The organism is Anaerostipes sp. 992a (assembly GCF_001940245.1).
Classification (GTDB): domain Bacteria; phylum Bacillota; class Clostridia; order Lachnospirales; family Lachnospiraceae; genus Fimousia.
Window position 1 is genome coordinate 97,026 of the sequence record NZ_MJIG01000001.1, and the last position, 19,116, is coordinate 116,141.

Annotated in this window: 23 protein-coding genes and 2 pseudogenes; 23 read left to right on the plus strand and 2 right to left on the minus strand. The window is 38.0% G+C overall.

The genetic code is table 11. The features are described from left to right. Positions 1–83 precede the first annotated feature (83 nt). The 14 genes from BHF69_RS00520 (at position 84) to BHF69_RS00585 (ending at position 11,660) form a co-directional block, all read left to right on the plus strand. The gene (locus BHF69_RS00520; RefSeq protein ID WP_202816989.1) at positions 84–374 is read left to right on the plus strand and encodes a metal-sensing transcriptional repressor; all 291 of its coding nucleotides are present in this window, start codon (positions 84–86) and stop codon (positions 372–374) included. Between the two features lie 123 nt (positions 375–497). Further along, entirely contained in the window at positions 498–800 is a 303-nt protein-coding gene (gene ureA / locus BHF69_RS00525; protein WP_075669138.1) for an urease subunit gamma, read from the plus strand. 13 nt (positions 801–813) lie between these two features. Beyond that, positions 814–1,197, plus strand: coding sequence for an urease subunit beta (gene ureB, locus BHF69_RS00530; protein WP_075669139.1), 384 nt, complete (start codon positions 814–816; stop codon positions 1,195–1,197). 2 nt (positions 1,198–1,199) lie between these two features. Next, positions 1,200–2,921 (plus strand): urease subunit beta, encoded by a 1,722-nt coding sequence (ureB, locus tag BHF69_RS00535; RefSeq protein ID WP_075669140.1) that lies wholly within the window; start codon positions 1,200–1,202, stop codon positions 2,919–2,921. A 39-nt stretch (positions 2,922–2,960) separates the two neighbouring features. Beyond that, positions 2,961–3,440: an urease accessory protein UreE gene (locus BHF69_RS00540; protein ID WP_075669141.1), complete on the plus strand. Its 480-nt coding sequence runs from the start codon at positions 2,961–2,963 to the stop codon at positions 3,438–3,440. A gap of 11 nt (positions 3,441–3,451) precedes the next feature. Further along, positions 3,452–4,153 carry an urease accessory protein UreF gene (locus BHF69_RS00545; RefSeq protein ID WP_075669142.1) on the plus strand — a complete coding sequence of 234 codons (702 nt, stop codon included), beginning with the start codon at positions 3,452–3,454 and terminating at the stop codon, positions 4,151–4,153. Between the two features lie 14 nt (positions 4,154–4,167). Then, the gene (ureG, locus tag BHF69_RS00550; RefSeq protein WP_075669143.1) at positions 4,168–4,776 is read left to right on the plus strand and encodes an urease accessory protein UreG; all 609 of its coding nucleotides are present in this window, start codon (positions 4,168–4,170) and stop codon (positions 4,774–4,776) included. 3 nt (positions 4,777–4,779) lie between these two features. Next, positions 4,780–5,565 (plus strand): urease accessory protein UreD, encoded by a 786-nt coding sequence (locus BHF69_RS00555; RefSeq protein ID WP_075669144.1) that lies wholly within the window; start codon positions 4,780–4,782, stop codon positions 5,563–5,565. Positions 5,566–5,704: 139 nt separating this feature from the next. Further along, positions 5,705–6,229 (plus strand): ECF transporter S component, encoded by a 525-nt coding sequence (locus BHF69_RS00560; RefSeq protein WP_242946063.1) that lies wholly within the window; start codon positions 5,705–5,707, stop codon positions 6,227–6,229. 37 nt (positions 6,230–6,266) lie between these two features. Further along, a complete protein-coding gene (locus BHF69_RS00565) occupies positions 6,267–7,403 on the plus strand; it encodes a pyridoxal-phosphate-dependent aminotransferase family protein (RefSeq protein WP_075669146.1) in 1,137 nt (378 codons plus the stop codon). A 114-nt stretch (positions 7,404–7,517) separates the two neighbouring features. Further along, positions 7,518–9,059: a glutamine-hydrolyzing GMP synthase gene (gene guaA / locus BHF69_RS00570; RefSeq protein ID WP_278276932.1), complete on the plus strand. Its 1,542-nt coding sequence runs from the start codon at positions 7,518–7,520 to the stop codon at positions 9,057–9,059. A 234-nt stretch (positions 9,060–9,293) separates the two neighbouring features. Continuing rightward, positions 9,294–9,512: a MarR family transcriptional regulator gene (locus tag BHF69_RS00575; RefSeq protein WP_075669147.1), complete on the plus strand. Its 219-nt coding sequence runs from the start codon at positions 9,294–9,296 to the stop codon at positions 9,510–9,512. Positions 9,513–9,581: 69 nt separating this feature from the next. Further along, positions 9,582–10,892, plus strand: a complete 1,311-nt coding sequence (locus tag BHF69_RS14315; RefSeq protein WP_075669148.1) for a group II intron maturase-specific domain-containing protein — start codon at positions 9,582–9,584, stop codon at positions 10,890–10,892. A gap of 198 nt (positions 10,893–11,090) precedes the next feature. Continuing rightward, positions 11,091–11,660, plus strand: coding sequence for a sigma factor-like helix-turn-helix DNA-binding protein (locus BHF69_RS00585; protein ID WP_075669149.1), 570 nt, complete (start codon positions 11,091–11,093; stop codon positions 11,658–11,660). A gap of 66 nt (positions 11,661–11,726) precedes the next feature. On the opposite strand, the gene BHF69_RS00590 is transcribed toward BHF69_RS00585, so the two are convergent. Next, the gene (locus tag BHF69_RS00590) at positions 11,727–11,927 is read right to left on the minus strand and encodes a helix-turn-helix domain-containing protein (protein ID WP_075669150.1); all 201 of its coding nucleotides are present in this window, start codon (positions 11,925–11,927) and stop codon (positions 11,727–11,729) included. A 524-nt stretch (positions 11,928–12,451) separates the two neighbouring features. On the opposite strand from BHF69_RS00590, the gene BHF69_RS00600 reads away from it, so the two are divergent. The 3 genes from BHF69_RS00600 (at position 12,452) to BHF69_RS00610 (ending at position 15,500) form a co-directional block, all read left to right on the plus strand. Further along, entirely contained in the window at positions 12,452–13,462 is a 1,011-nt protein-coding gene (locus tag BHF69_RS00600) for a hypothetical protein (protein WP_075669151.1), read from the plus strand. A gap of 128 nt (positions 13,463–13,590) precedes the next feature. After that, positions 13,591–15,264, plus strand: a complete 1,674-nt coding sequence (locus BHF69_RS00605; RefSeq protein WP_075669152.1) for an RNA-binding domain-containing protein — start codon at positions 13,591–13,593, stop codon at positions 15,262–15,264. Between the two features lie 56 nt (positions 15,265–15,320). Beyond that, the gene (locus tag BHF69_RS00610; protein WP_075669153.1) at positions 15,321–15,500 is read left to right on the plus strand and encodes a hypothetical protein; all 180 of its coding nucleotides are present in this window, start codon (positions 15,321–15,323) and stop codon (positions 15,498–15,500) included. 347 nt (positions 15,501–15,847) lie between these two features. On the opposite strand, the pseudogene BHF69_RS00615 reads toward BHF69_RS00610, so the two are convergent. Beyond that, positions 15,848–16,102, minus strand: a pseudogene (locus tag BHF69_RS00615) (helix-turn-helix domain-containing protein); the annotation flags it as partial. Between the two features lie 53 nt (positions 16,103–16,155). On the opposite strand from BHF69_RS00615, the gene BHF69_RS00620 reads away from it, so the two are divergent. The 6 genes and pseudogenes from BHF69_RS00620 to BHF69_RS00645 all read left to right on the plus strand — a co-directional run. Then, positions 16,156–16,425, plus strand: a complete 270-nt coding sequence (locus BHF69_RS00620; protein ID WP_083650869.1) for a TnpV protein — start codon at positions 16,156–16,158, stop codon at positions 16,423–16,425. Between the two features lie 27 nt (positions 16,426–16,452). After that, the gene (locus BHF69_RS00625; RefSeq protein WP_242946065.1) at positions 16,453–16,944 is read left to right on the plus strand and encodes a pyridoxamine 5'-phosphate oxidase family protein; all 492 of its coding nucleotides are present in this window, start codon (positions 16,453–16,455) and stop codon (positions 16,942–16,944) included. A 210-nt stretch (positions 16,945–17,154) separates the two neighbouring features. Next, positions 17,155–17,406: a type II toxin-antitoxin system Phd/YefM family antitoxin gene (locus BHF69_RS00630; RefSeq protein ID WP_075669154.1), complete on the plus strand. Its 252-nt coding sequence runs from the start codon at positions 17,155–17,157 to the stop codon at positions 17,404–17,406. Continuing rightward, positions 17,406–17,696 (plus strand): Txe/YoeB family addiction module toxin, encoded by a 291-nt coding sequence (locus tag BHF69_RS00635; RefSeq protein ID WP_075669155.1) that lies wholly within the window; start codon positions 17,406–17,408, stop codon positions 17,694–17,696. Before BHF69_RS00630 ends, BHF69_RS00635 begins: the two co-directional genes overlap by 1 nt. Positions 17,697–18,022: 326 nt before the next feature. After that, on the plus strand, positions 18,023–18,784 hold the full coding sequence (locus tag BHF69_RS00640) for a helix-turn-helix domain-containing protein (RefSeq protein WP_075669156.1): 762 nt from the start codon (positions 18,023–18,025) through the stop codon (positions 18,782–18,784). Between the two features lie 44 nt (positions 18,785–18,828). Next, positions 18,829–18,966 (plus strand): annotated as a pseudogene (locus tag BHF69_RS00645) (DNA-binding response regulator); the annotation flags it as partial. Positions 18,967–19,116 lie beyond the last annotated feature (150 nt).

A 19,116-nucleotide genomic window follows, 5' to 3' on the forward strand; every position in this document is an offset into this window, starting at 1 on the left:
ATTTTCTGAAAAATAAGTTGTTTTGTTTGACTTTCGTTGTTATAATAGGCGTAGCAGAGGTAGAAATGAAAAAGGAGAAAGGGATGGCAGAAGGAAATCATTCACATAACCATGTTCATACGAATACCAAAGCAGTATTGAACAGACTTTCCAGAACCATTGGACATTTGGAGGCTGTAAAAAGAATGGTGGAGGACGGTAGAGATTGTAGCGAAGTATTGATCCAACTCTCAGCCGTTAAATCCGCAATTAATAATACAGGAAAGGTGATTTTAAAAGATCATATCGAGCATTGTATTGTTCATGCGGTGGAAGAAAAGGATTTTGAAGCCATTGAACAGCTTAATAAAGCCATTGATCAGTTTATGAAATAGAACAGGAATTAGTAAGATTCTTGAATGCAAAGGGTACAAAGACGTACAAGAGATGTCTTTGTATCCTTTTTTGGTTCTGGGAAAAAATTTATGTACAGAAGAAAGAACAAAGGAGAGTTTTATATGAGATTAAATCCCAAAGAACAAGAAAAATTAATGCTTCATATGGCAGGAGAACTTGCCAAACAGAGAAAGCAGAGAGGAGTAAAGCTTAATTATGTAGAATCTGTGGCATACATTAGCTCTGAGTTATTAGAGTATGCGAGAGATGGAAAAGATGTAGTGGAATTGATGCAGTTAGGGAAAAAGCTGTTGACAAAGGAAGATGTGATGGAAGGCGTTGCAGATATGGTGCATGAAGTGCAGGTAGAGGCTACGTTTCCAGATGGAACCAAACTGGTAACCGTTCATAATCCAATTCAATAGGAGGGAAAGTAGTATGAAAATTGGTGAAATCATAGCAGCAGATCGCGAAATCATATTAAATGAAGGAAAGAATACGGTTACACTGACCGTTGCTAATATAGGGGATCGTCCAGTTCAGGTAGGCTCGCATTTTCATTTTTTTGAGGTTAATAGATGCCTGAGATTTGATAGAGAACAGGCATATGGTTACCATCTGGATATTCCTTCTGGAACCTCTGTACGATTTGAGCCAGGGGAAGAAAAAGAGGTTCAACTAACGCAGTTAGGAGGTACCAAACGAGTTTTTGGTCTAAATGATCTGACTTGTGCACAGGTTTCGGATGCAACAAAGAAAACATCCATGGACAGAGCAAGACAACGGGGCTTTGTGGAAGATACAGCTAAGGAGGAAATGTAAAAATGAGCATAAAGATTTCAGGGGATAAATATGCAATGATGTATGGGCCGACGGTAGGAGACAAGGTCAGACTTGCAGATACCGAACTGATGATTGAAGTGGAAAAAGATTATACCACTTATGGAGATGAAATGAAATTTGGTGGCGGGAAGACCATTCGTGATGGTATGGGTCAATCGGTCAAGACGACAAGTGCAGATGGGGATCTGGATCTGGTCATTACCAATGCGCTGATCCTGGATTATACAGGAATCATCAAAGCGGATATAGGGATTAAGGATGGAAAGATCAAAGGGATAGGAAAAGCAGGTAACCCAAGTATTATGGATGGAGTAACGAAAGGAATGATAGTTGGAGCATCTACAGAAGCTCTGGCAGGTGAAAACCTGATTGTAACAGCTGGTGGAATTGATACTCATATTCACTTCATTTGTCCACAGCAGATCAACTGTGCTTTATATTCTGGTGTGACCACTATGATAGGAGGAGGAACGGGACCTGCAGATGGAACCAATGCGACAACCTGTACGCCGGGACCATGGAATATGGAGATGATGTTAAAAGCAGCAGAAGAGTATCCTATGAATCTAGGTTTCCTTGGAAAAGGAAATTGTTCTGATGAAAAAGCATTGGCAGAACAGGTAAAAGCAGGGGCCATTGGTCTGAAGATTCATGAAGACTGGGGAGCGACACCAGCAGCTATTGATCACTGTTTAAATGTGGCTGATGATTATGATGTACAGGTAGCAATCCATACGGATACTCTGAATGAAGGAGGTTGTGTGGAAGATACCATCGATGCGATCGGAGGAAGAACCATTCATACATATCATACCGAAGGAGCTGGCGGAGGGCATGCACCAGATATTATCAAGGCTGCCGCTACTTCAAATATTCTTCCATCTTCTACGAATCCCACAATGCCATTTACAGTAAATACCTTAGATGAGCACATGGATATGTTAATGGTCTGTCATCATCTGGATAATAAGATTCCAGAGGATGTGGCATTTGCAGATTCCCGTATCCGCCCCGAAACCATTGCAGCAGAAGATGTTCTTCATGATATGGGCGTATTCAGTATGATGAGCTCCGATTCTCAGGCTATGGGACGAATTGGAGAAGTGATTACCCGTACATGGCAGACTGCTTCGAAAATGAAGGAGGAACGGGGACCGCTTCCAGAAGATGAAGGTCATGGAAATGATAATTTTCGTGCAAAACGATATATTGCTAAATATACCATTAACCCTGCCATTACTCATGGAATTTCCCAATATGTGGGTTCTGTGGAAGAAGGAAAAATCGCTGATCTTGTGTTATGGAATCCGGCATTCTTTGGAGTAAAACCAGATATGGTCATCAAAGGTGGAATGATCATCGCATCCAAGATGGGAGATGCCAATGCTTCCATTCCAACAACTCAGCCGGTCGTTTACCAGCCAATGTTTGCCGCTCATGGAAAGGCCAAATATGCTTCCTGCCTCACATTTGTGTCAAAAGCAGCTATGGAAGAAAATGTGAAAGCAGCATATGGTCTGGAAAAGACAGTCGTGCCAGTAGAAAATTGCAGAAATATTAGTAAAAAAGATATGGTATATAACAATAAGACTCCAGAAATTACAGTAGATCCAGAAACCTATGAAGTGAAGGCAGATGGGGAGAGCATTACTTCCAAACCAGCAAAAAAACTCCCATTAACTCAGCTTTATAGTTTATTCTAAAAAAATCAGGAAAATAAAACAGGGAAGGTGGAAGGAATTATGCTTTGTGAAAAAATATTAGGACACATATCCGATCCTAAGTTTGCTGGGAAGAAGATAGATTATGTTGAAATCGAATGGCATGAGGCTTTTAAAAAGTTGCATAAAAAAGAAACAAGAGATGGAGAAGCCATCGGCATTCGCATGGATCATCATATACTGACTCGTGGGCTAAAAGATGGAGATGTGCTTTATGCTGACGAAGAAAAAGTAGTTGTAGTAGAAATCCCTGCCTGCGAAGTAATTATCATTCAGGTAGATGAGCATCACCCTAAAATGCGTGAAAAGGTATGCTATGAGATTGGCAATAAGCATGCCACACTGTTTTGGGGAGAGGAAGAGGGTACTTTTATCACTCCGTATAACGAACCAACGTTGGTCATGCTTCAGAAAATCCACGGAGTTACTGCATGGAGGGACGTTATAAAGTTAAATTTTGAGAATAGTATTTCTTCTTCCATCAATAACCATCACCATTAAGGAGAAGATTTATGAGCGAACAGGAAACGATACAGACATTTTTTTTGCTGCAGGTCAATGATGCCCTTTTTCCCATAGGCGGATATTCCCATTCTTATGGACTGGAAACTTATATTCAGCAGGAGCTGGTGTCAAATGATAAAGAAGCAGAAACCTATATCAAAAGCAGATTGGCGGTCAATATGAAATATGGGGATCTTCTTATGGTAAGACTTGCCTATGAGGCAACATGTAATCACGATGTAGATAGATTAATGGAACTGGAGGAAATGGCAGAAGCAGCAAAGATTCCCAAAGAAATCCGCAATGCAGCAAAAAAGCTGGGAGCACGTTTTGTAAAAACAACCAAGGGACTGTCTGTTTCTTATCAATGGGATATTTATGAAAGGTATGTAGAGATGAGAAATGGAAAAACAACAAGTCATAGTTGCGCTTATGGTGTCTTTTGTGCATCCATAGGAATTTCTCTGAATGAAACGTTAAAACATTATCTCTATGCCCAGACATCTGCCATGGTGACCAATTGTGTCAAGAGTATCCCACTGAGCCAATCTGTGGGACAGCAGATTCTGGCATCTTGCTACCCGCTGATGGATAAGATTGTAAAAGAAATGGACCAGATTCCAGAAGAAATGCTTTATGCATCTACCCCTGGATTTGATCTACGCTCCATTCAGCATGAGCATCTTTATTCCCGTATTTATATGTCATAGAAGGAGAACATACAATGAGCTATACAAAAATCGGAGTTGCAGGTCCGGTAGGATCTGGAAAAACGGCATTAATTGAGATACTGACCAGAAAACTGGCAGAAGAATACAGCATTGGCGTAATTACCAATGATATTTATACACAGGAGGATGCAGAATTTTTATGTAAGAACAGCGTTCTTCCGAGAGAGAGGATCATCGGAGTAGAGACTGGGGGTTGTCCACACACAGCCATTCGAGAGGATGCTTCTATGAATTTAGAGGCCATTGAGGAAATGGAAGAACAGTTTCCAGATATTGAACTGCTTTTTATTGAGAGTGGTGGCGATAATCTGTCTGCCACCTTTAGCCCTGAATTGGTAGATGCCACCATTTTTGTGATTGATGTGGCAGAAGGCGATAAAATTCCAAGAAAAGGCGGACCTGGAATTACCCGATCTGATCTTCTGGTGATTAATAAGATCGATCTGGCTCCTTATGTAGGAGCAGATCTTGGGGTCATGGAAAGAGATTCAAAAAAAATGCGTGGAAAACGGCCATTTATCTTTACCAATATTCGTGGGGAAGAAGGCATCGATGCAGTGGTAAAATGGCTGAGAGAAGATGTGTTAATGGAAGGAATGTAGAAAATGGAAAATCCGTTTGGACGTGTTTCCCAACTGAATCTTAAGACAGAAGAAAGAGATGGGAAAACGATTTTAGAAGATGTATATTTTACAGCTCCATTTAAGGTCATGAATCCCTTCGTAAAAAAAGATGGATCGATTCAGATTATGATGATGTCTGCTTCTGCAGGAATCATGGAAGGAGATCGGCAGGAATTTCATTTTCATATTGGAGAAGGTTCTAAGATGGAATTTCTCTCCCAGTCCTTTGATAAAATTCATAAGATGAAAGAAGGAGAAGCTCGTCGTTATACAAAGGCAGTTGTGGAAAAGAATGGACACTTCTTATTTCATCCACAGCCGACGATTCCATTCAAAGCTTCTGCTTATGAAAATACAATGGATATTTATCTAGCGGATTCCTCTGCAGTCTTTACCATGCAAGAAATCCTCTCCTGTGGCCGTGCCGCAAGGGGAGAACGATTTCAATATCGAAAATATGATTCTCTGGTCAATATTTATAAGAACGATAAACTCATTTACCGGGATAATACCCGTTATCGCCCGGATGAGATGAATCTGGAGGCGATTGGGATGTACGAAGGTTATACCCATATGGCCAATTTGGTTTTGTGCAACCAGAAAAAGGGTAGGGACTGGATGGATCGGGTGTGGAAATACTTAGATTCCAGAGAAGAGGAAGCAGGTGGAGTCACAGCACTGGATGAGGATGTGGTAGTCATCAGAATATTAGGTCATCAAGCGCAAAAGCTGCAAAATATATGCAATGATTTATTAAAATTGGCGTAGTAGGTTCCTCTTTTCTAATCTGGCACTATAATTTTATTAAAAACTGGCTGTTTTAAATAAGCCAATTCTCTGCTACATTAAAACACAACAAACACTGCAGTATGTTTTAATAAGAATATGAGAAGAGAGGTTTATGATAATGGAAAAAAAAGATAGAATTCAGTTTTTAACAATTACAGCAATGGGAATTGCCTTAACTTATGTATTTACCGCGTTTGTCAACGTAAGACTGCCGATCGCAGCTAATGGGGGATTGATCCATCTTGGTAATGTGGCATTATTTATTCTGGCAATGTTATTTGGTAAGAAGACAGGAATGATTGCCGGCGGGATTGGAATGGGACTATTTGACCTGCTATCTGGATGGACTTTATGGGCACCATTTACCTTAATCATTGTAGGAATCATGGGATATGCAGTAGGAGCAATCTGCGAAAAGCATCCTCAGTACCAGTGGAAATTCGTTGCTATGGCAGTTGCATGTGTAATCAAAATCGTTGGATACTATATTGCTGAAGGAATTATTTACGGAAACTGGGTTGCACCAGTAGCCTCCATTCCAGGAAATCTGGTTCAGATCGGAGTAGCAGCAGTCGTTGTGGCAGTAGTCATTCGTCCGATTGAACTGGCAGCAAGCAAGATCGGTGTACATCAGTTTGCATAATCGCAAAGATATTTTTGCATGAATGGAGGAACGGGCAATGTATAAGATTATGACACCAGGACCTGTTCAGGTTCCGGAGAAGGTACGAATGGCAAGAAGTCGTTCGACGACCAATGCAGATTTGGATCCAGTATTTTATGATGAATATAAGGAAATATGTGAGTTGATCAGCCAACAGCTTCATACAAAAAACGAAACTCTTATTTTAAGTGGAGAAGGAATCCTCGGATTAGAAGCTGCCTGTGCATCTATGACGGAGCCGGGAGATCGGGTCTTAGTCTTAGACAATGGAATCTATGGAGCAGGATTTGCAGATTTTGTTTCCATGTATGGCGGTCAGCCAGTGCTTTATACAACAGATTATCTGAATGAGATCAATGTCGAAGAATTAGATGCTTATCTTAAGGAGCATTATGATTTTAAATATGCAACGGTGGTTCATTGTGATACCCCAAGCGGGATGTTAAATGACGTGCATCGTATTTGTCCGTTATTAAAATCATATGGAATTTTGACAGTGGTGGATTCTGTATCCGGAATGTTTGGAAATGAACTGGATGTGGATAAGGCGCAAATAGACCTGTTATGTGGTGGTTCCCAAAAGGCAGTGTCAGCTCCTCCGGGATTGACCTTCGTAACCTTAAGCGAAGATGCAAAGGCTGCTATGGAAAACAGAAAGACACCAATAGCATCTTTTTATTGTAATCTGACTATCTTTAAGGATTACTATAAAAACCAGTGGTTCCCATATACTATGCCAATCAGCGATATCTATGGACTGGGAGCGGCGATGGAACTGATTAGAGATGACAAGGATCTCTATGATCGTCATAAAAAGATTGCAAAAGCTACAAGAGAAGCGGTAAAGGCATCCGGTCTTAAGCTTCATCTTCAAAGTGGATATTCGGATACGGTTACCGTATTCAATGTACCAGAAGGAATTTTGGCAGATGATATTCTGGACCGTATGCAGAAGGTACACAATATCATGCTGGCAGGATCTTTTGGAGAACTGGAAGGTAAAGTGATTCGTATTGGGCACATGGGTGCCAGTGCCAATACTCCTGATATGCTGGCAGTGATGGCAGGATTGGATGAAACTCTGAAATATCTTGGCTGGCAGGCAAAGGGAAGTCTATTAGAGCAATTTCAGAAATATATGACAAACGAATAAAAAGAATCATAAAGTCACAAAGTTTTTTGTGGCTTTATTTTTTAATGTTCCCTTGTAAAACTATTTTTCTTCCCTTATAATAAGAAAATAATAAGACATTAGGAGGAAACTTTCGTGCAAAAAGAAATGATTATCGTCCTTGATTTTGGAGGACAATATAACCAGTTAATTGCAAGACGCGTCAGAGAATGCAATGTTTATGCAGAAGTGCACCCATATACATTGGATTTAGAAAAAATCAAAGCAATGAATCCGAAAGGAATCATTTTTACAGGTGGGCCTAATAGCGTATACGATCCAGCTTCACCGGTCTACGATAAAGAAATCTTCAACATTGGAGTGCCAATTCTTGGAATCTGCTATGGTTCTCAGTTGATAGCACATCTGTTGGGAGGAAAAGTAGAGACAGCTCCAGTTAGCGAATATGGCTATACAGAAACAACAGTAGACTGTTCTTCTCTCTTATTCCAGGATGTAGAAGAAAAGACCATCACATGGATGAGTCATACAGACTATATTGCAGAAGTACCAGAAGGATTCGTTCGCAGTGCATACACAGAAGCCTGCTCAACTGCAGCCATGGAATGTCCGGAACGTAAGTTATACGCAACCCAGTTCCATCCAGAGGTTATGCATACCAAAGAAGGACAGAAGATGCTTCGCAACTTTGTATATGATGTATGTGGATGCAAAGGCGATTGGGAGATGGGATCCTTCGTAGAAGAAACCATCAAATCCATTCGTGAAAAAGTCGGCGATGGAAAAGTACTTTGTGCTCTTTCCGGCGGGGTTGATTCTTCTGTAGCAGCCGTATTATTATCCAAAGCAATCGGCAAGCAGTTAACCTGCGTATTCGTTGACCATGGCCTTCTTCGTAAAAACGAAGGAGATGAGGTTGAAGCAGTCTTTGGTCCGGAAGGCCCATATGAACTGAACTTCATTCGTGTCAATGCACAGCAGAGATATTATGATAAATTAAAGGGAGTAACAGAACCAGAAGCAAAACGTAAGATTATCGGAGAGGAATTCATCCGTGTATTCGAAGAGGAAGCAAAGAAGATCGGTTCTGTAGATTTCCTAGTTCAGGGAACCATTTATCCTGACGTTATCGAAAGTGGTTTAGGAAAATCAGCAGTGATCAAATCCCACCACAACGTAGGAGGACTTCCAGACGTAGTTGATTTCAAAGAGATCATCGAACCACTTCGTATGTTATTCAAAGACGAAGTAAGAAAAGCTGGTTTAGAATTAGGTATTCCAGAATACTTAGTCTACAGACAGCCATTCCCAGGTCCAGGACTTGGAATCCGTATCATCGGTGAAGTAACCGAAGAAAAAGTACGTATCGTACAGGATGCAGACTATATTTATCGTGAAGAAATCGCAAAAGCAGGCTTAGACAAAGGATTAGGCCAGTACTTTGCAGGTCTTACCAATATGAGATCTGTAGGAGTTATGGGAGACTTTAGAACCTATGACTATGCAGTGGCATTAAGAGCAGTCAACACAAGCGACTTCATGACAGCGGAATGTGCAGAAATTCCTTACGAAGTACTGTTTAAAGTAACAACAAGAATTATTAACGAAGTGAAGGGTGTTAATAGGGTAATGTATGATCTGACCAGTAAACCACCTGGAACGATTGAGTTTGAATAAATTTTTTTAGCTCAGAATGTTGCAAAATGCAATGTTCTGGGCTATTTTTTTATCTTTTGATACCTTTTGCAAGGAAAAATCGGGGTCTTAAATATCCTAAGAATAAATTTTATTTCTGTCTCTAGTTTCAATTTTTTCATTTTCTAAAAAATTTTCCAAAGAATTTAGCAATTAGCTTTTTTTTCAACCCAAATACATTGTGACAAAGAAAAATAGCAGTGTAGGAGGTTGAAAATGGAAAAGACAAATACATTTATGACTGTTGTTGATGTCATGGAATGTCTTGAGGTTTCAGAATCAAAGGCATACAGAATCATTCGTTTATTAAACAAGGAATTAAAAGAAAAAGGTTACATTGTGATTCCGGGTAGAGTAAGCAGACAGTATTTTAATGAACGCTTTTATGGGATTACAAAACCAGACGAAGAGGTGAGCGATAATGCCGGTCTATAAAGACATAAAAAAGGAACATGGTATACATCTTTCCATTATGTTGACTGGACAGGAACAAACAGAAGAAAGTTGAAAAGAGGTTTTTCAACTAAAAGAGAAGCCCAGGAATGGGAGAACAACTTCTTATTAACAAAGGCTTCCAGTATGGATATGACATTCGAAGATTTCTTTGAAGTATATAAAGCAGATGTTAAACCAAAATTAAAAGAGAATACTTGGGCATCCAAAGAGTATATTGTGCGGGACAAATTACTTCCATATTTCGGTAAAGTGAAGATGATAGATGTTCAGGCAAGAGACATTATTAAGTGGCAGAACATGATGAGAAGTTTAAAGGACTCTGCAGGGAATCCATATGCGGTAACATACCTTAAAACGATACAGTCTCAATTATCTTGCATTTTTAATCATGCAGTACGGTTTTATGATCTTCCGGCTAATCCAGTCAGAAAGGCAGAATCACAGGTGGAAGAAATGCTTTTCTGGACAAAGGAGGAATACTTACAATTCATCCCGACAATGGCAAATAAACCGTATTCCTATATGGCATTTGAGATGTTGTACTGGTGTGGAATTCGTCTCGGCGAGTTAAGAGCATTGACACCATCTGATTTCGACTTTGAGAATAAAATAGTTTCTATAACAAAGTCATATCAGAAGATAAAGGGTAGGGATGTTATTACAAAACCAAAGACGAAGAAGAGTATCAGGGTTGTAATCATGCCCGAAATGGTAGCGCAGGAAATGGAAGATTTTATTAATGGTTTATATGGGATTGAACCAGATACACGAATTTTCAATATTTCAAAATCTTATTTACATCATGAAATGGATCGTGGAGTAAAAGAGTCGGGAGTAAAGAGAATTCGAATTCATGATTTGCGACATAGTGATATTGTCAATATCAAATATCTAGGATTTGGATTCTACTTTGATTCAAGGGCACACCAATACAAGGCAAAGCCACATACAAAATCAGTAGCGAAGTTCAAGAAAAGGATGAAAGAACTCACTTGTCGTAGTTGGGGCGTTAGCAACAGCCACAAGGTAGAGAAACTCAATCAGCTTATTAGAGGCTGGGTTAATTACTTCAAGATAGGAAGTATGAGGACACTCTGTAAGGAACTAGATTCTCGAATACGTTTCCGCCTACGAATGTGTATATGGAAACAATGGAAAACTCTACAAAACAGAGCAAAGAACTTGATGAAACTTGGGATTAGCAAGAAGTTTGCATGGTCAATAGCTTATTACGGAGCTCATATAGCACGCGTGTGCCAAGGCGGTGCAATGAATATGGCTGTTACAAAAGGGAGACTAACCCAATTTGGAGTAGTCTCTATGTTAGATTACTACACCGAAAGGTGTGTTGTTTGTTAAGTTGGTTGAACCGCCGTGTACCGAACGGTACGTACGGTGGTGTGAGAGGTCGGGAAATTTATTTAAATTTCCCTCCTACTCGATTGCCCAAAATGAGATTGCATATCACCATGCAGGCAAAAGGCTGGCATTACGCCAGATACCCATGACCTTCGATTTGTTGCAAATTAATCAAATCGACAAATCGGAGGAACAATCATGGAAGAAAGAAAATATACATTTTATGACAGATACCAGAGAGTAAAATATGAGAGTGTGACAGCAGAAGAACTGGAAGTACTGAATACTTCTTATAATAAAGAACACTATATGTTCCATCAGCAGCATAAAAGGAACAATATCTTGTTATTTTGCGGAATGCAGTCAGAAACAAGCAGTGCGGAAGACTTTCTCACAGATATGAGTTTTGATGTGGCAGGCGATATTGCAAATGAGCTGTTTTTCAAGGAGTTATTCAGTGATCTTACAGAAAAAGAGAAGAAAATCGTGAGTGACTATTTCATTATGGGAAAGAAACTTAAGGAGACAACAGAGGAACTGGGAATCAGCTACCGTCAGGCGAGCAGGGATAAGAACAGTGCTTTAGCAAAAATGTTGAAGGGGATGAAAGCAGCTGGATATGAGTCTTATGCGGAAGCTGCCAGTGATTTGTTAAAAGAGCATGACTATATTCCAACACAGATGGAAACGCAGAATTCTATTAGGAAAAGACGGAGTGGAGAGGTAAGATTGCCGTCGGATTACAAAGAGAAGAAAAAAGAAGAATAAGATTTAATCGTAGCGTTGCATAAAGTTTGATCACATGAAAAGGGGGCACTGGAATGATCCAATGCCCTATTTTAATTTCAGTATATCGTTTGGTGTACAATCTAGAAACTCACAGAGTTTAGCGAGAATGGTGAAATCAATCCTGGTTACTTTATTTTTACAATAGTTGTTAAGCTGTGTACGCTGCAAATTACAAGCTTCACAGAGCTTATTTTTGCTGATATTCTTTTCTTTAAGCAGATTTTCTAAATCCATATATACAATCATGTCGACACCTCATCTTTTCTTAGAGTTATAAATACAACTGTATTGAAAAATAAGCTGTCCTGTCATACACTTGTATTATAATACAGGTGTATGGAAAATATAGAAGACGAGGAAAGAGAAGATGAAAAAAAGGTGGTTTATTAGTCTTATTATCGGTATAATAGTTATTACAGGCTACTGTGTTGGATACATGCAGTATGGTCGTGATATGGATGTTTGCAGCTCTTATGTGACATCTTTTGATAATTACCAGGAAGAACGATTAACAGTAGTTGCAAATAAATTGTAAACGCTGTAGAGAAAATTCATTCAAAAGTGTCCGTTTTAGCTATGATCAGGCAATGCCGAATGCCCTCTATGTGACGGTATATAGCTCTAAGCGACAGGTAGAGAAGGGCAAGGCGATGTTTTCTTTTTCCTACTTGTCGGATGATATGAGTGGGACATATAATATTATTGATAATCCTGAGAAATTTATGCTGGAAGTGAAATAAGCAGTTGTTGCTGGAAAGGAAGACATGTATATGAGTGAGAATATGAAAAAAGTAATCCCTAAATGTTATATATATGGCCTAGAAAAGACAAAGGTATGCAGACAGTGTCGTAAACCGCTGAAATTAGTACAAATATTATATTCAAAAGAAGATATTGGAACTTCTAGATCTTATGCGGCACGATATTGTGAAAGCTGTGATGTATATTACATAAAATATAGTGTATATATGGCACATAGGTATGAAAAGTGGGATATACAAAATAAAGCTGCACTTCCAAGATATCAAGAGCAATTTGCAATTTTTAATCTTGATAAAATACAAGAAAAAAAGGATAGCAAAAAAAATGAAGAAGATCCGGCAAAAAAAGAGAAAGCGCGTAAGTTTCAAGAGTTTCTAGAGAAAAGGAAAGAAAGAATAGAGCGTGAAAAACAGGAAGAAGAAAATAATATTTCTATTCAGGATTTTGTAATACGAAGAGCCACCTTCAAATGTATGCATGATAAACATAAATTAAAAAATATTGAAGGGATTGTTGGGATTGTTAATTCTGACGGAAGTATTGAAAAACATGTAATACCTGCAGGTTATTGTCCTGAATGTAATTTGTATTTCATAATGGAAAGTACATATGAAAAAATAAGAAGTATAGGTACACCTTTGTGTAGAATAACGGATGAAAAAAAATATTTACAAGATAATACACGTTTGAAAGGTATGAGTCTGGCGCAAGAGTCCATATTGATGCAGTATGGATATAATGTCTCGAAAGAAGAAGGATTGTCAGAGAAAAAGCGAAGAACAATTTTAGCAAGTTTGATTGATAATAGCATCTTAACAAAAAGTGATATCATTAGTTATTTGGACTTTTTTATAAATCAGAAAAAGAGTCGGTCACAATATGAAAAGGCAATAGAAAAATGGGAAAATGATAGAAATTTTGTGTATTCCTATAAATGTGGAACATATGCAACGTATAGCATTGGGGGAATAAGTAATGCTAAGTCATTGACTAAAGACAGAGGAATAAACAAAAATTAGCTCAAGATTAGTCTGAACTTAGTTCAAAAAATGATGAAACAATGCTGAAATCAAAGTGTTTTGGTAAAAAAATAGTCTAAGATTAGCTCAAGATTAGTCCAAGATAGTTTAAGCAGAAAGGAAATAGCATGATATATACCGATCAACAGTTAATAAAAAAAGTGCGGAAAATGATAATAGATTTTGAAGACGAAGTGGTTGAATTTAAAGAGGCACGTACAAATTACTCATTTAAAGACATCGGCAAGTATTTTTCAGCTTTAGGAAATGAAGCGAACATTCGAGGGTACAAAGAAGCATGGCTTATTTTTGGAGTCACAAATAAAAAAGAAATAGTTGGAACAGCTTATCGGCAGGATGGAAATCTTCAAAATTTGAAAAAGGAAATAGTAGGTGGAACAAATGAAAGAGTTACTTTTATGGAAATTTATGAAGTCGAAATCGATGGACATAGAGTAGTAGCTTTTCAAATACCTCCGGCAACACGTGGTATACCAACAACTTGGAATGGTGCAGCATATGCAAGAGAAGATGAAAATACATGCCCACTTCCGATTGATAAGATGGATTTAATAAGAAGTCAAGTTGGTGTAGATTGGTCAAAAGAAATTGTTGAGGGAGCATCTTTTGAAGATCTGGATCCAGAAGCGGTTATTTATGCCAGAGAACTTTTTATAAAAAAACAAAATGTAGCAAAAAAATCAACGGATATGCTTGTTAAAATGAGCGATGTAGAGATTTTAAACAAAGCAGGCATTTTAATTAAAGGGAAAATAACGAATACCGCATTAATACTCTTGGGAAAAGAAGAATCGGCATATTTGTTTGATGGATTTATACCAAGAATTACATGGACCTTATATAATGGAAATGGAACAGTAAAAGCATATGAACATTTCGATATGCCTTTATTATTAGCTGTAGATAGAGCATATTCTAAAATCAGAAACGAAAAATACAGATATATAGCAGGACAGCAAACTCTATTTCCAGATGAAACTACACAATATGAGGCTGATGTTGTAAAAGAAGTGCTTAATAATTGCATTGCACATTCAAATTATCAGCTGAGGGGAAAAATTAATCTTGAAGAATTTGAAGATAGATTAGTTTTTATCAATGAAGGAAACTTTATTCCGGAAACTGTAGAAAGAGCACTGGAAGAAGGGTATAAACCACCATACTATAGAAATACTTTTTTGTGCAGAGCAATGGTAAATTTATATATGATTGATACGAATTCAATGGGCATTCCGATGATGTACCAGATACAAAAAGAAAAATGTTTCCCGTTGCCAACATATGATTTAAGTGATCCTAATAGAGTGAAAGTTACATTGTATGGAAGAATATTAGATAAAAATTATACGCAATTATTACGATCTAATGGCGATTTGGATTTACAGACAGTGTTTTTGCTAGATAAAGTACAGAAGCACGAAGTGATTTCAAAAGAAAGTTATAAGATATTAAAAAAACAGGGGATAGTAGAGGGAAGATATCCGAATATTTATGTTTCTTATAAAATTGCAAATATGGTTGGTCAGAAAACAGAGTATGTAAAAAATAAAGGATTATCTAATGATGTTTATAAAAAGATTATATATAATGCATTAGATACTATGAAACAAGCCAGCGTTACAGAGCTAAAGAGTGTATTGGAAGGAGCTCTGCCGGCGGTATTAGATGAAAAGCAACAGTCTAAAAAAGTATCGAACATATTGCAGGCGATGAAACGTGCAGGAATAGCAGATGTTAATGGAACAGGACATGCTGCCAGATGGCATTTAGTAGAAAAATAGAGATTGGCACATGTATCAATTTGCGTTAAACTGTGCAATGTAAGGAGGAGAGAAAGATGCCTAGAAAACCATCATTAAACGGGAAAGATTCTAGTCTGAGAATTCGAATGTCTCCAGAACAAAAAGAGCGGTTGGTTTCATATGCGGAACGCCACTATCAGACTATGAGTAATGTAATATTCCAGGCGCTTGACATTCTTTACAAGAGAGAAGAACAACAAAATAACAAAGAGTGAAATGGAGTTATTTTGGAGTTTATCTTTTCATAAGCGGTACGGAAAGTACAAAAACAGAATAAATGTTCGATGTATAAGCCACTAATTATGTCCTATGTGTGCTGTATAACGCAGTCCGCAAAGGAGTTTGAGTGATGAAAAAAATCTGAGAACCCGCATAAACAGGGCGTTTGAGGGGCAGCAAGGTTCTATTTGATAACAAAATGATAACACTGGCAACCATGCATTTATTCTTGCGTGAGCCGGAGGTTATCAGGTAATTATTATTTTTGACCAACATAAAAAGGTCTTACCGAATTGAGTGAAATCAGTTTGGTAAGGCCTTTTTTGCTGGTTTTTTATTTTTTCACGTTGGGATAGTTATACCGCCAGTGGTCGTATTCTTCTTTCGTGATCTCGCCGGATTCCAGTTTTGCAGATTGTTCCTGCCATTCGTGGAACATATCAAACATAGAAAGGTAGGTGGTACCCTTGGTTTTATCAAGCCGCAGGCAGAGTTCCCCATCAATCTCGCCGATATGCAGACCGTAGAGGGCTTCCAGTGCAAATAGCGTGTACATGAGCCCTACATAGCTGTCAATATCTGGGACAGCCAGTGCATTCAGATAGTTTTCCTTTAGTGAATGAGGATGAACCAACATATGGAAAATAAGGAATGTTGCGGAAGCAGTTTCTGAAAGAGCATAGACCGGCAAGATATCAGTATTTACTGATGACTGGGAAGTTGACAGCACATCTGAATCAAGTCGATCGGGAAGCCAGAGAGCAGGTGGAAGTGTTGATGAAGCAGATGGCGGAAAAACAGAGTGTGACAGAGCTGTTGAAAATGCAGGATCAGATGAAATGGGTCGGGTTGATGAACAAAAGTAAAGAGGGCAGTCGAAAGGCTGCTCTTTGCAAATATAAGAATAGAATTTCGGAATAAAATATGATAGAATGAGGAAAAGATAAATTGGAATTTACGGAGATGATTGCTGTGCGAAGAAAAGACAGAGAAATTAAAGACTATTCTAAAATTATGGATATTATAAATGATTGTGATTGTTGTCGCTTAGGACTCGTGGATAATAATGAAGCCTATATTATACCGATGAATTTTGGTTATGACATAATCGATGAGCAGATACTCCTATATTTTCATTGTGCAAATGAAGGTAGGAAGATAGATTTACTCCCTAAACAATCAGTAGTGTCTTTTGAAATGGATACAAAACACCGATTGGCAGAGGGAAATCTTGGGTGTGATTTTTCCTTTCTATATCAAAGTATTATGGGAACAGGCACAGTGAAGGAAGTTTCAGACATAGATGAGAAAATTTACGGATTACAGAAAATTATGGCTCATTACACAAACAAGACACAATGGGAATTTAACGAAAAAGTTTTAAATGTGACAAAAGTTCTGAAACTTTCCGTCAGTGCTTTGTCTTGTAAGGAACATTAAAAATTTACAGATTCCCGTTTGTAGAATTAAAAAAATAGAGATAGTTATAATAAAAAGCTGTAAAAATCCACGTTGAATTTTACAGCTTTTTGCGTATACTAAAAATAGCAGAAACGATGTAGAATCAATCTGATTGTTGAAAAGAATCAATTAAAATATATTGACGAACGTTAAAACGTACGTTATAATAAAGAAAAAAGAGGTGATATCATGACAGCAATTACAGCAACAAAAGCCAGAGAGAATATTTACCAGTTGATACAGGATGTAAATGCAAGCTGTACTCCGGTAACAATTACTAACACCAGAGGAAAAAATGCAGTTCTGATTGGCGAGGAAGACTGGAAAGCGATTGAAGAAACGCTGTATCTGATGTCTATTCCTGGTATGGCAGAATCTATCATTGAGGGAGGAAATACGGATATTTCCGAATGTCTTGATGAGTCAGAGGTGGAATGGTAATGTACAGAATCATTTATACCAAACAGGCGGCTAAAGACATAAAGAATTTGAAATCCTGCGGATTGGATAAAAAAGCCAGAGAATTGATTGAGATTATAAAAAATAATCCGTTTCAGAATCCTCCGGCATATGAAAAACTGGTAGGGAATTTACAGGGATACTGTTCTAGAAGAATCAATATTCAGCACAGGATTGTATTTCAGGTTATAGAAGAACCTAACACACATGAAGAAATTGGTTATGAAGGATATGTAAAGATTATCCGTATGTGGACACATTATGAAAGATGATGTCTGATAACACCGTTCAGTACAGCCTATGGACTTAGGACAGTGGAACACATATAAAACCAAATAGAACCATAATACCGATACAAGAAAGTATAGTGACGAGATTTTATTTGCGAGTTTGAATAAAAAAATTGTAATGGTGTGATAGTCATTATCCCGTTTAGTGTAAAATCGACTATCCTATAACAAATAAAGAGTTAGACCTTGAGGAAGCAATTCCCCAGGGTCTTTTTTGTTCACATACTTACGTATGGTTATTGACAAATAGAATGGAAGTGATATAATGACAAAAAAATGACTAGTCACTAAAGAAAGGAGAGGGGATTATGCCACAGAGATCAATAAAGGGGAATGAAAAATTGGCGAAAGCAATTAAAACGAGAAGAAATGAATTAGATCTTACAATAGAGGAAGCAGCATTAAGGGCAGGTGTTGGCACAAAAACGTGGTGCAGATACGAAGCAGGAGAATCTATTCGCAAGGATAAGTATAAAGGAGTTTGTAGGGCATTAAACTGGATAAGCCTGCCGGGCGATAATGCGGGAGAAGAATTTCTGTCAGAGATAAAGGAGTACAAAAGTCATGAAGCATGGTCGCAATATCTTGCAGATCGCTTTGGAGAAGTAGCAGCGATTTCTTTTGCGATTGGAAGCGATATTCTGATGGATTATGTAGAAGAGGATATGACACAGCTTTTGAAGATGCCGAAAGGGACTCACATAGGACAGATTAGAGTTTCGTATCTGATAGATATTCTGCCACAGCAATTTTACATGGAATATGACTATGAGTTTTTGTATGCATTGCATGCTTTGATTGTTTGGTTTCGTAAAATGGCTCATTGTGGGACAGAACTTGTAGTACACAGTGTTCTTGAGGAGCTGATGTTGTATTTGATTGTTGAAGAGTCCCGATTTTTAATGGAAAGTAGCGACTTCCCTCTTGAAGATGGGTGGGATGGGTGGATTTTTGATCTTTTTGGTGATACAGATATCATACGATTCCTTTATTCGGACTATTACTTGACAGAAGGTGACAGTTACCATTTTAAACATTGGATGAAAAAACAATTTTATTGCGAGGGTTGAATGATATGGTATTTTTGATTAGTAAAATAGAGGAGTGAACAATCATGAAGAAAATACTGATTGTAGAGGATGATACAAATATCAACAATCTGCTTCAAGAGGCACTATCCAAAGCGGGATATTCTTGCGAACAGGCATTTTCCGGAACAGAGGCAAAGTTGCTTTTGAATATGCCGGAACATAAAGTTAAGCAACAGGGATATAAAACGTATTTATTTTGATGCATTTCCTAAAAAAGAGAGGATGCCATTTTTAATGATGGTTGCCATGTCAAAGTTATGGAATACACAGTTTCTAAGCTTTTGTGATGTTATTTTGGGTGTACCAGGTTT

What these genes read in the sequence shown, in the direction of transcription:
- BHF69_RS00520 (WP_202816989.1), top strand. Translation starts at nt 84, where the DNA reads ATGGCAGAAGGAAATCATTCACATAACCATGTTCATACGAATACCAAA.
- ureA (WP_075669138.1), top strand. Translation starts at nt 498, where the DNA reads ATGAGATTAAATCCCAAAGAACAAGAAAAATTAATGCTTCATATGGCA.
- ureB (WP_075669139.1), top strand. Translation starts at nt 814, where the DNA reads ATGAAAATTGGTGAAATCATAGCAGCAGATCGCGAAATCATATTAAAT.
- ureB (WP_075669140.1), top strand. Translation starts at nt 1,200, where the DNA reads ATGAGCATAAAGATTTCAGGGGATAAATATGCAATGATGTATGGGCCG.
- BHF69_RS00540 (WP_075669141.1), top strand. Translation starts at nt 2,961, where the DNA reads ATGCTTTGTGAAAAAATATTAGGACACATATCCGATCCTAAGTTTGCT.
- BHF69_RS00545 (WP_075669142.1), top strand. Translation starts at nt 3,452, where the DNA reads ATGAGCGAACAGGAAACGATACAGACATTTTTTTTGCTGCAGGTCAAT.
- ureG (WP_075669143.1), top strand. Translation starts at nt 4,168, where the DNA reads ATGAGCTATACAAAAATCGGAGTTGCAGGTCCGGTAGGATCTGGAAAA.
- BHF69_RS00555 (WP_075669144.1), top strand. Translation starts at nt 4,780, where the DNA reads ATGGAAAATCCGTTTGGACGTGTTTCCCAACTGAATCTTAAGACAGAA.
- BHF69_RS00560 (WP_242946063.1), top strand. Translation starts at nt 5,705, where the DNA reads ATGGAAAAAAAAGATAGAATTCAGTTTTTAACAATTACAGCAATGGGA.
- BHF69_RS00565 (WP_075669146.1), top strand. Translation starts at nt 6,267, where the DNA reads ATGTATAAGATTATGACACCAGGACCTGTTCAGGTTCCGGAGAAGGTA.
- BHF69_RS00575 (WP_075669147.1), top strand. Translation starts at nt 9,294, where the DNA reads ATGGAAAAGACAAATACATTTATGACTGTTGTTGATGTCATGGAATGT.
- BHF69_RS00585 (WP_075669149.1), top strand. Translation starts at nt 11,091, where the DNA reads ATGGAAGAAAGAAAATATACATTTTATGACAGATACCAGAGAGTAAAA.
- BHF69_RS00590 (WP_075669150.1), bottom strand. Translation starts at nt 11,927, where the DNA reads ATGATTGTATATATGGATTTAGAAAATCTGCTTAAAGAAAAGAATATC.
- BHF69_RS00600 (WP_075669151.1), top strand. Translation starts at nt 12,452, where the DNA reads ATGAGTGAGAATATGAAAAAAGTAATCCCTAAATGTTATATATATGGC.
- BHF69_RS00605 (WP_075669152.1), top strand. Translation starts at nt 13,591, where the DNA reads ATGATATATACCGATCAACAGTTAATAAAAAAAGTGCGGAAAATGATA.
- BHF69_RS00610 (WP_075669153.1), top strand. Translation starts at nt 15,321, where the DNA reads ATGCCTAGAAAACCATCATTAAACGGGAAAGATTCTAGTCTGAGAATT.
- BHF69_RS00620 (WP_083650869.1), top strand. Translation starts at nt 16,156, where the DNA reads ATGTTGCGGAAGCAGTTTCTGAAAGAGCATAGACCGGCAAGATATCAG.
- BHF69_RS00630 (WP_075669154.1), top strand. Translation starts at nt 17,155, where the DNA reads ATGACAGCAATTACAGCAACAAAAGCCAGAGAGAATATTTACCAGTTG.
- BHF69_RS00635 (WP_075669155.1), top strand. Translation starts at nt 17,406, where the DNA reads ATGTACAGAATCATTTATACCAAACAGGCGGCTAAAGACATAAAGAAT.
- BHF69_RS00640 (WP_075669156.1), top strand. Translation starts at nt 18,023, where the DNA reads ATGCCACAGAGATCAATAAAGGGGAATGAAAAATTGGCGAAAGCAATT.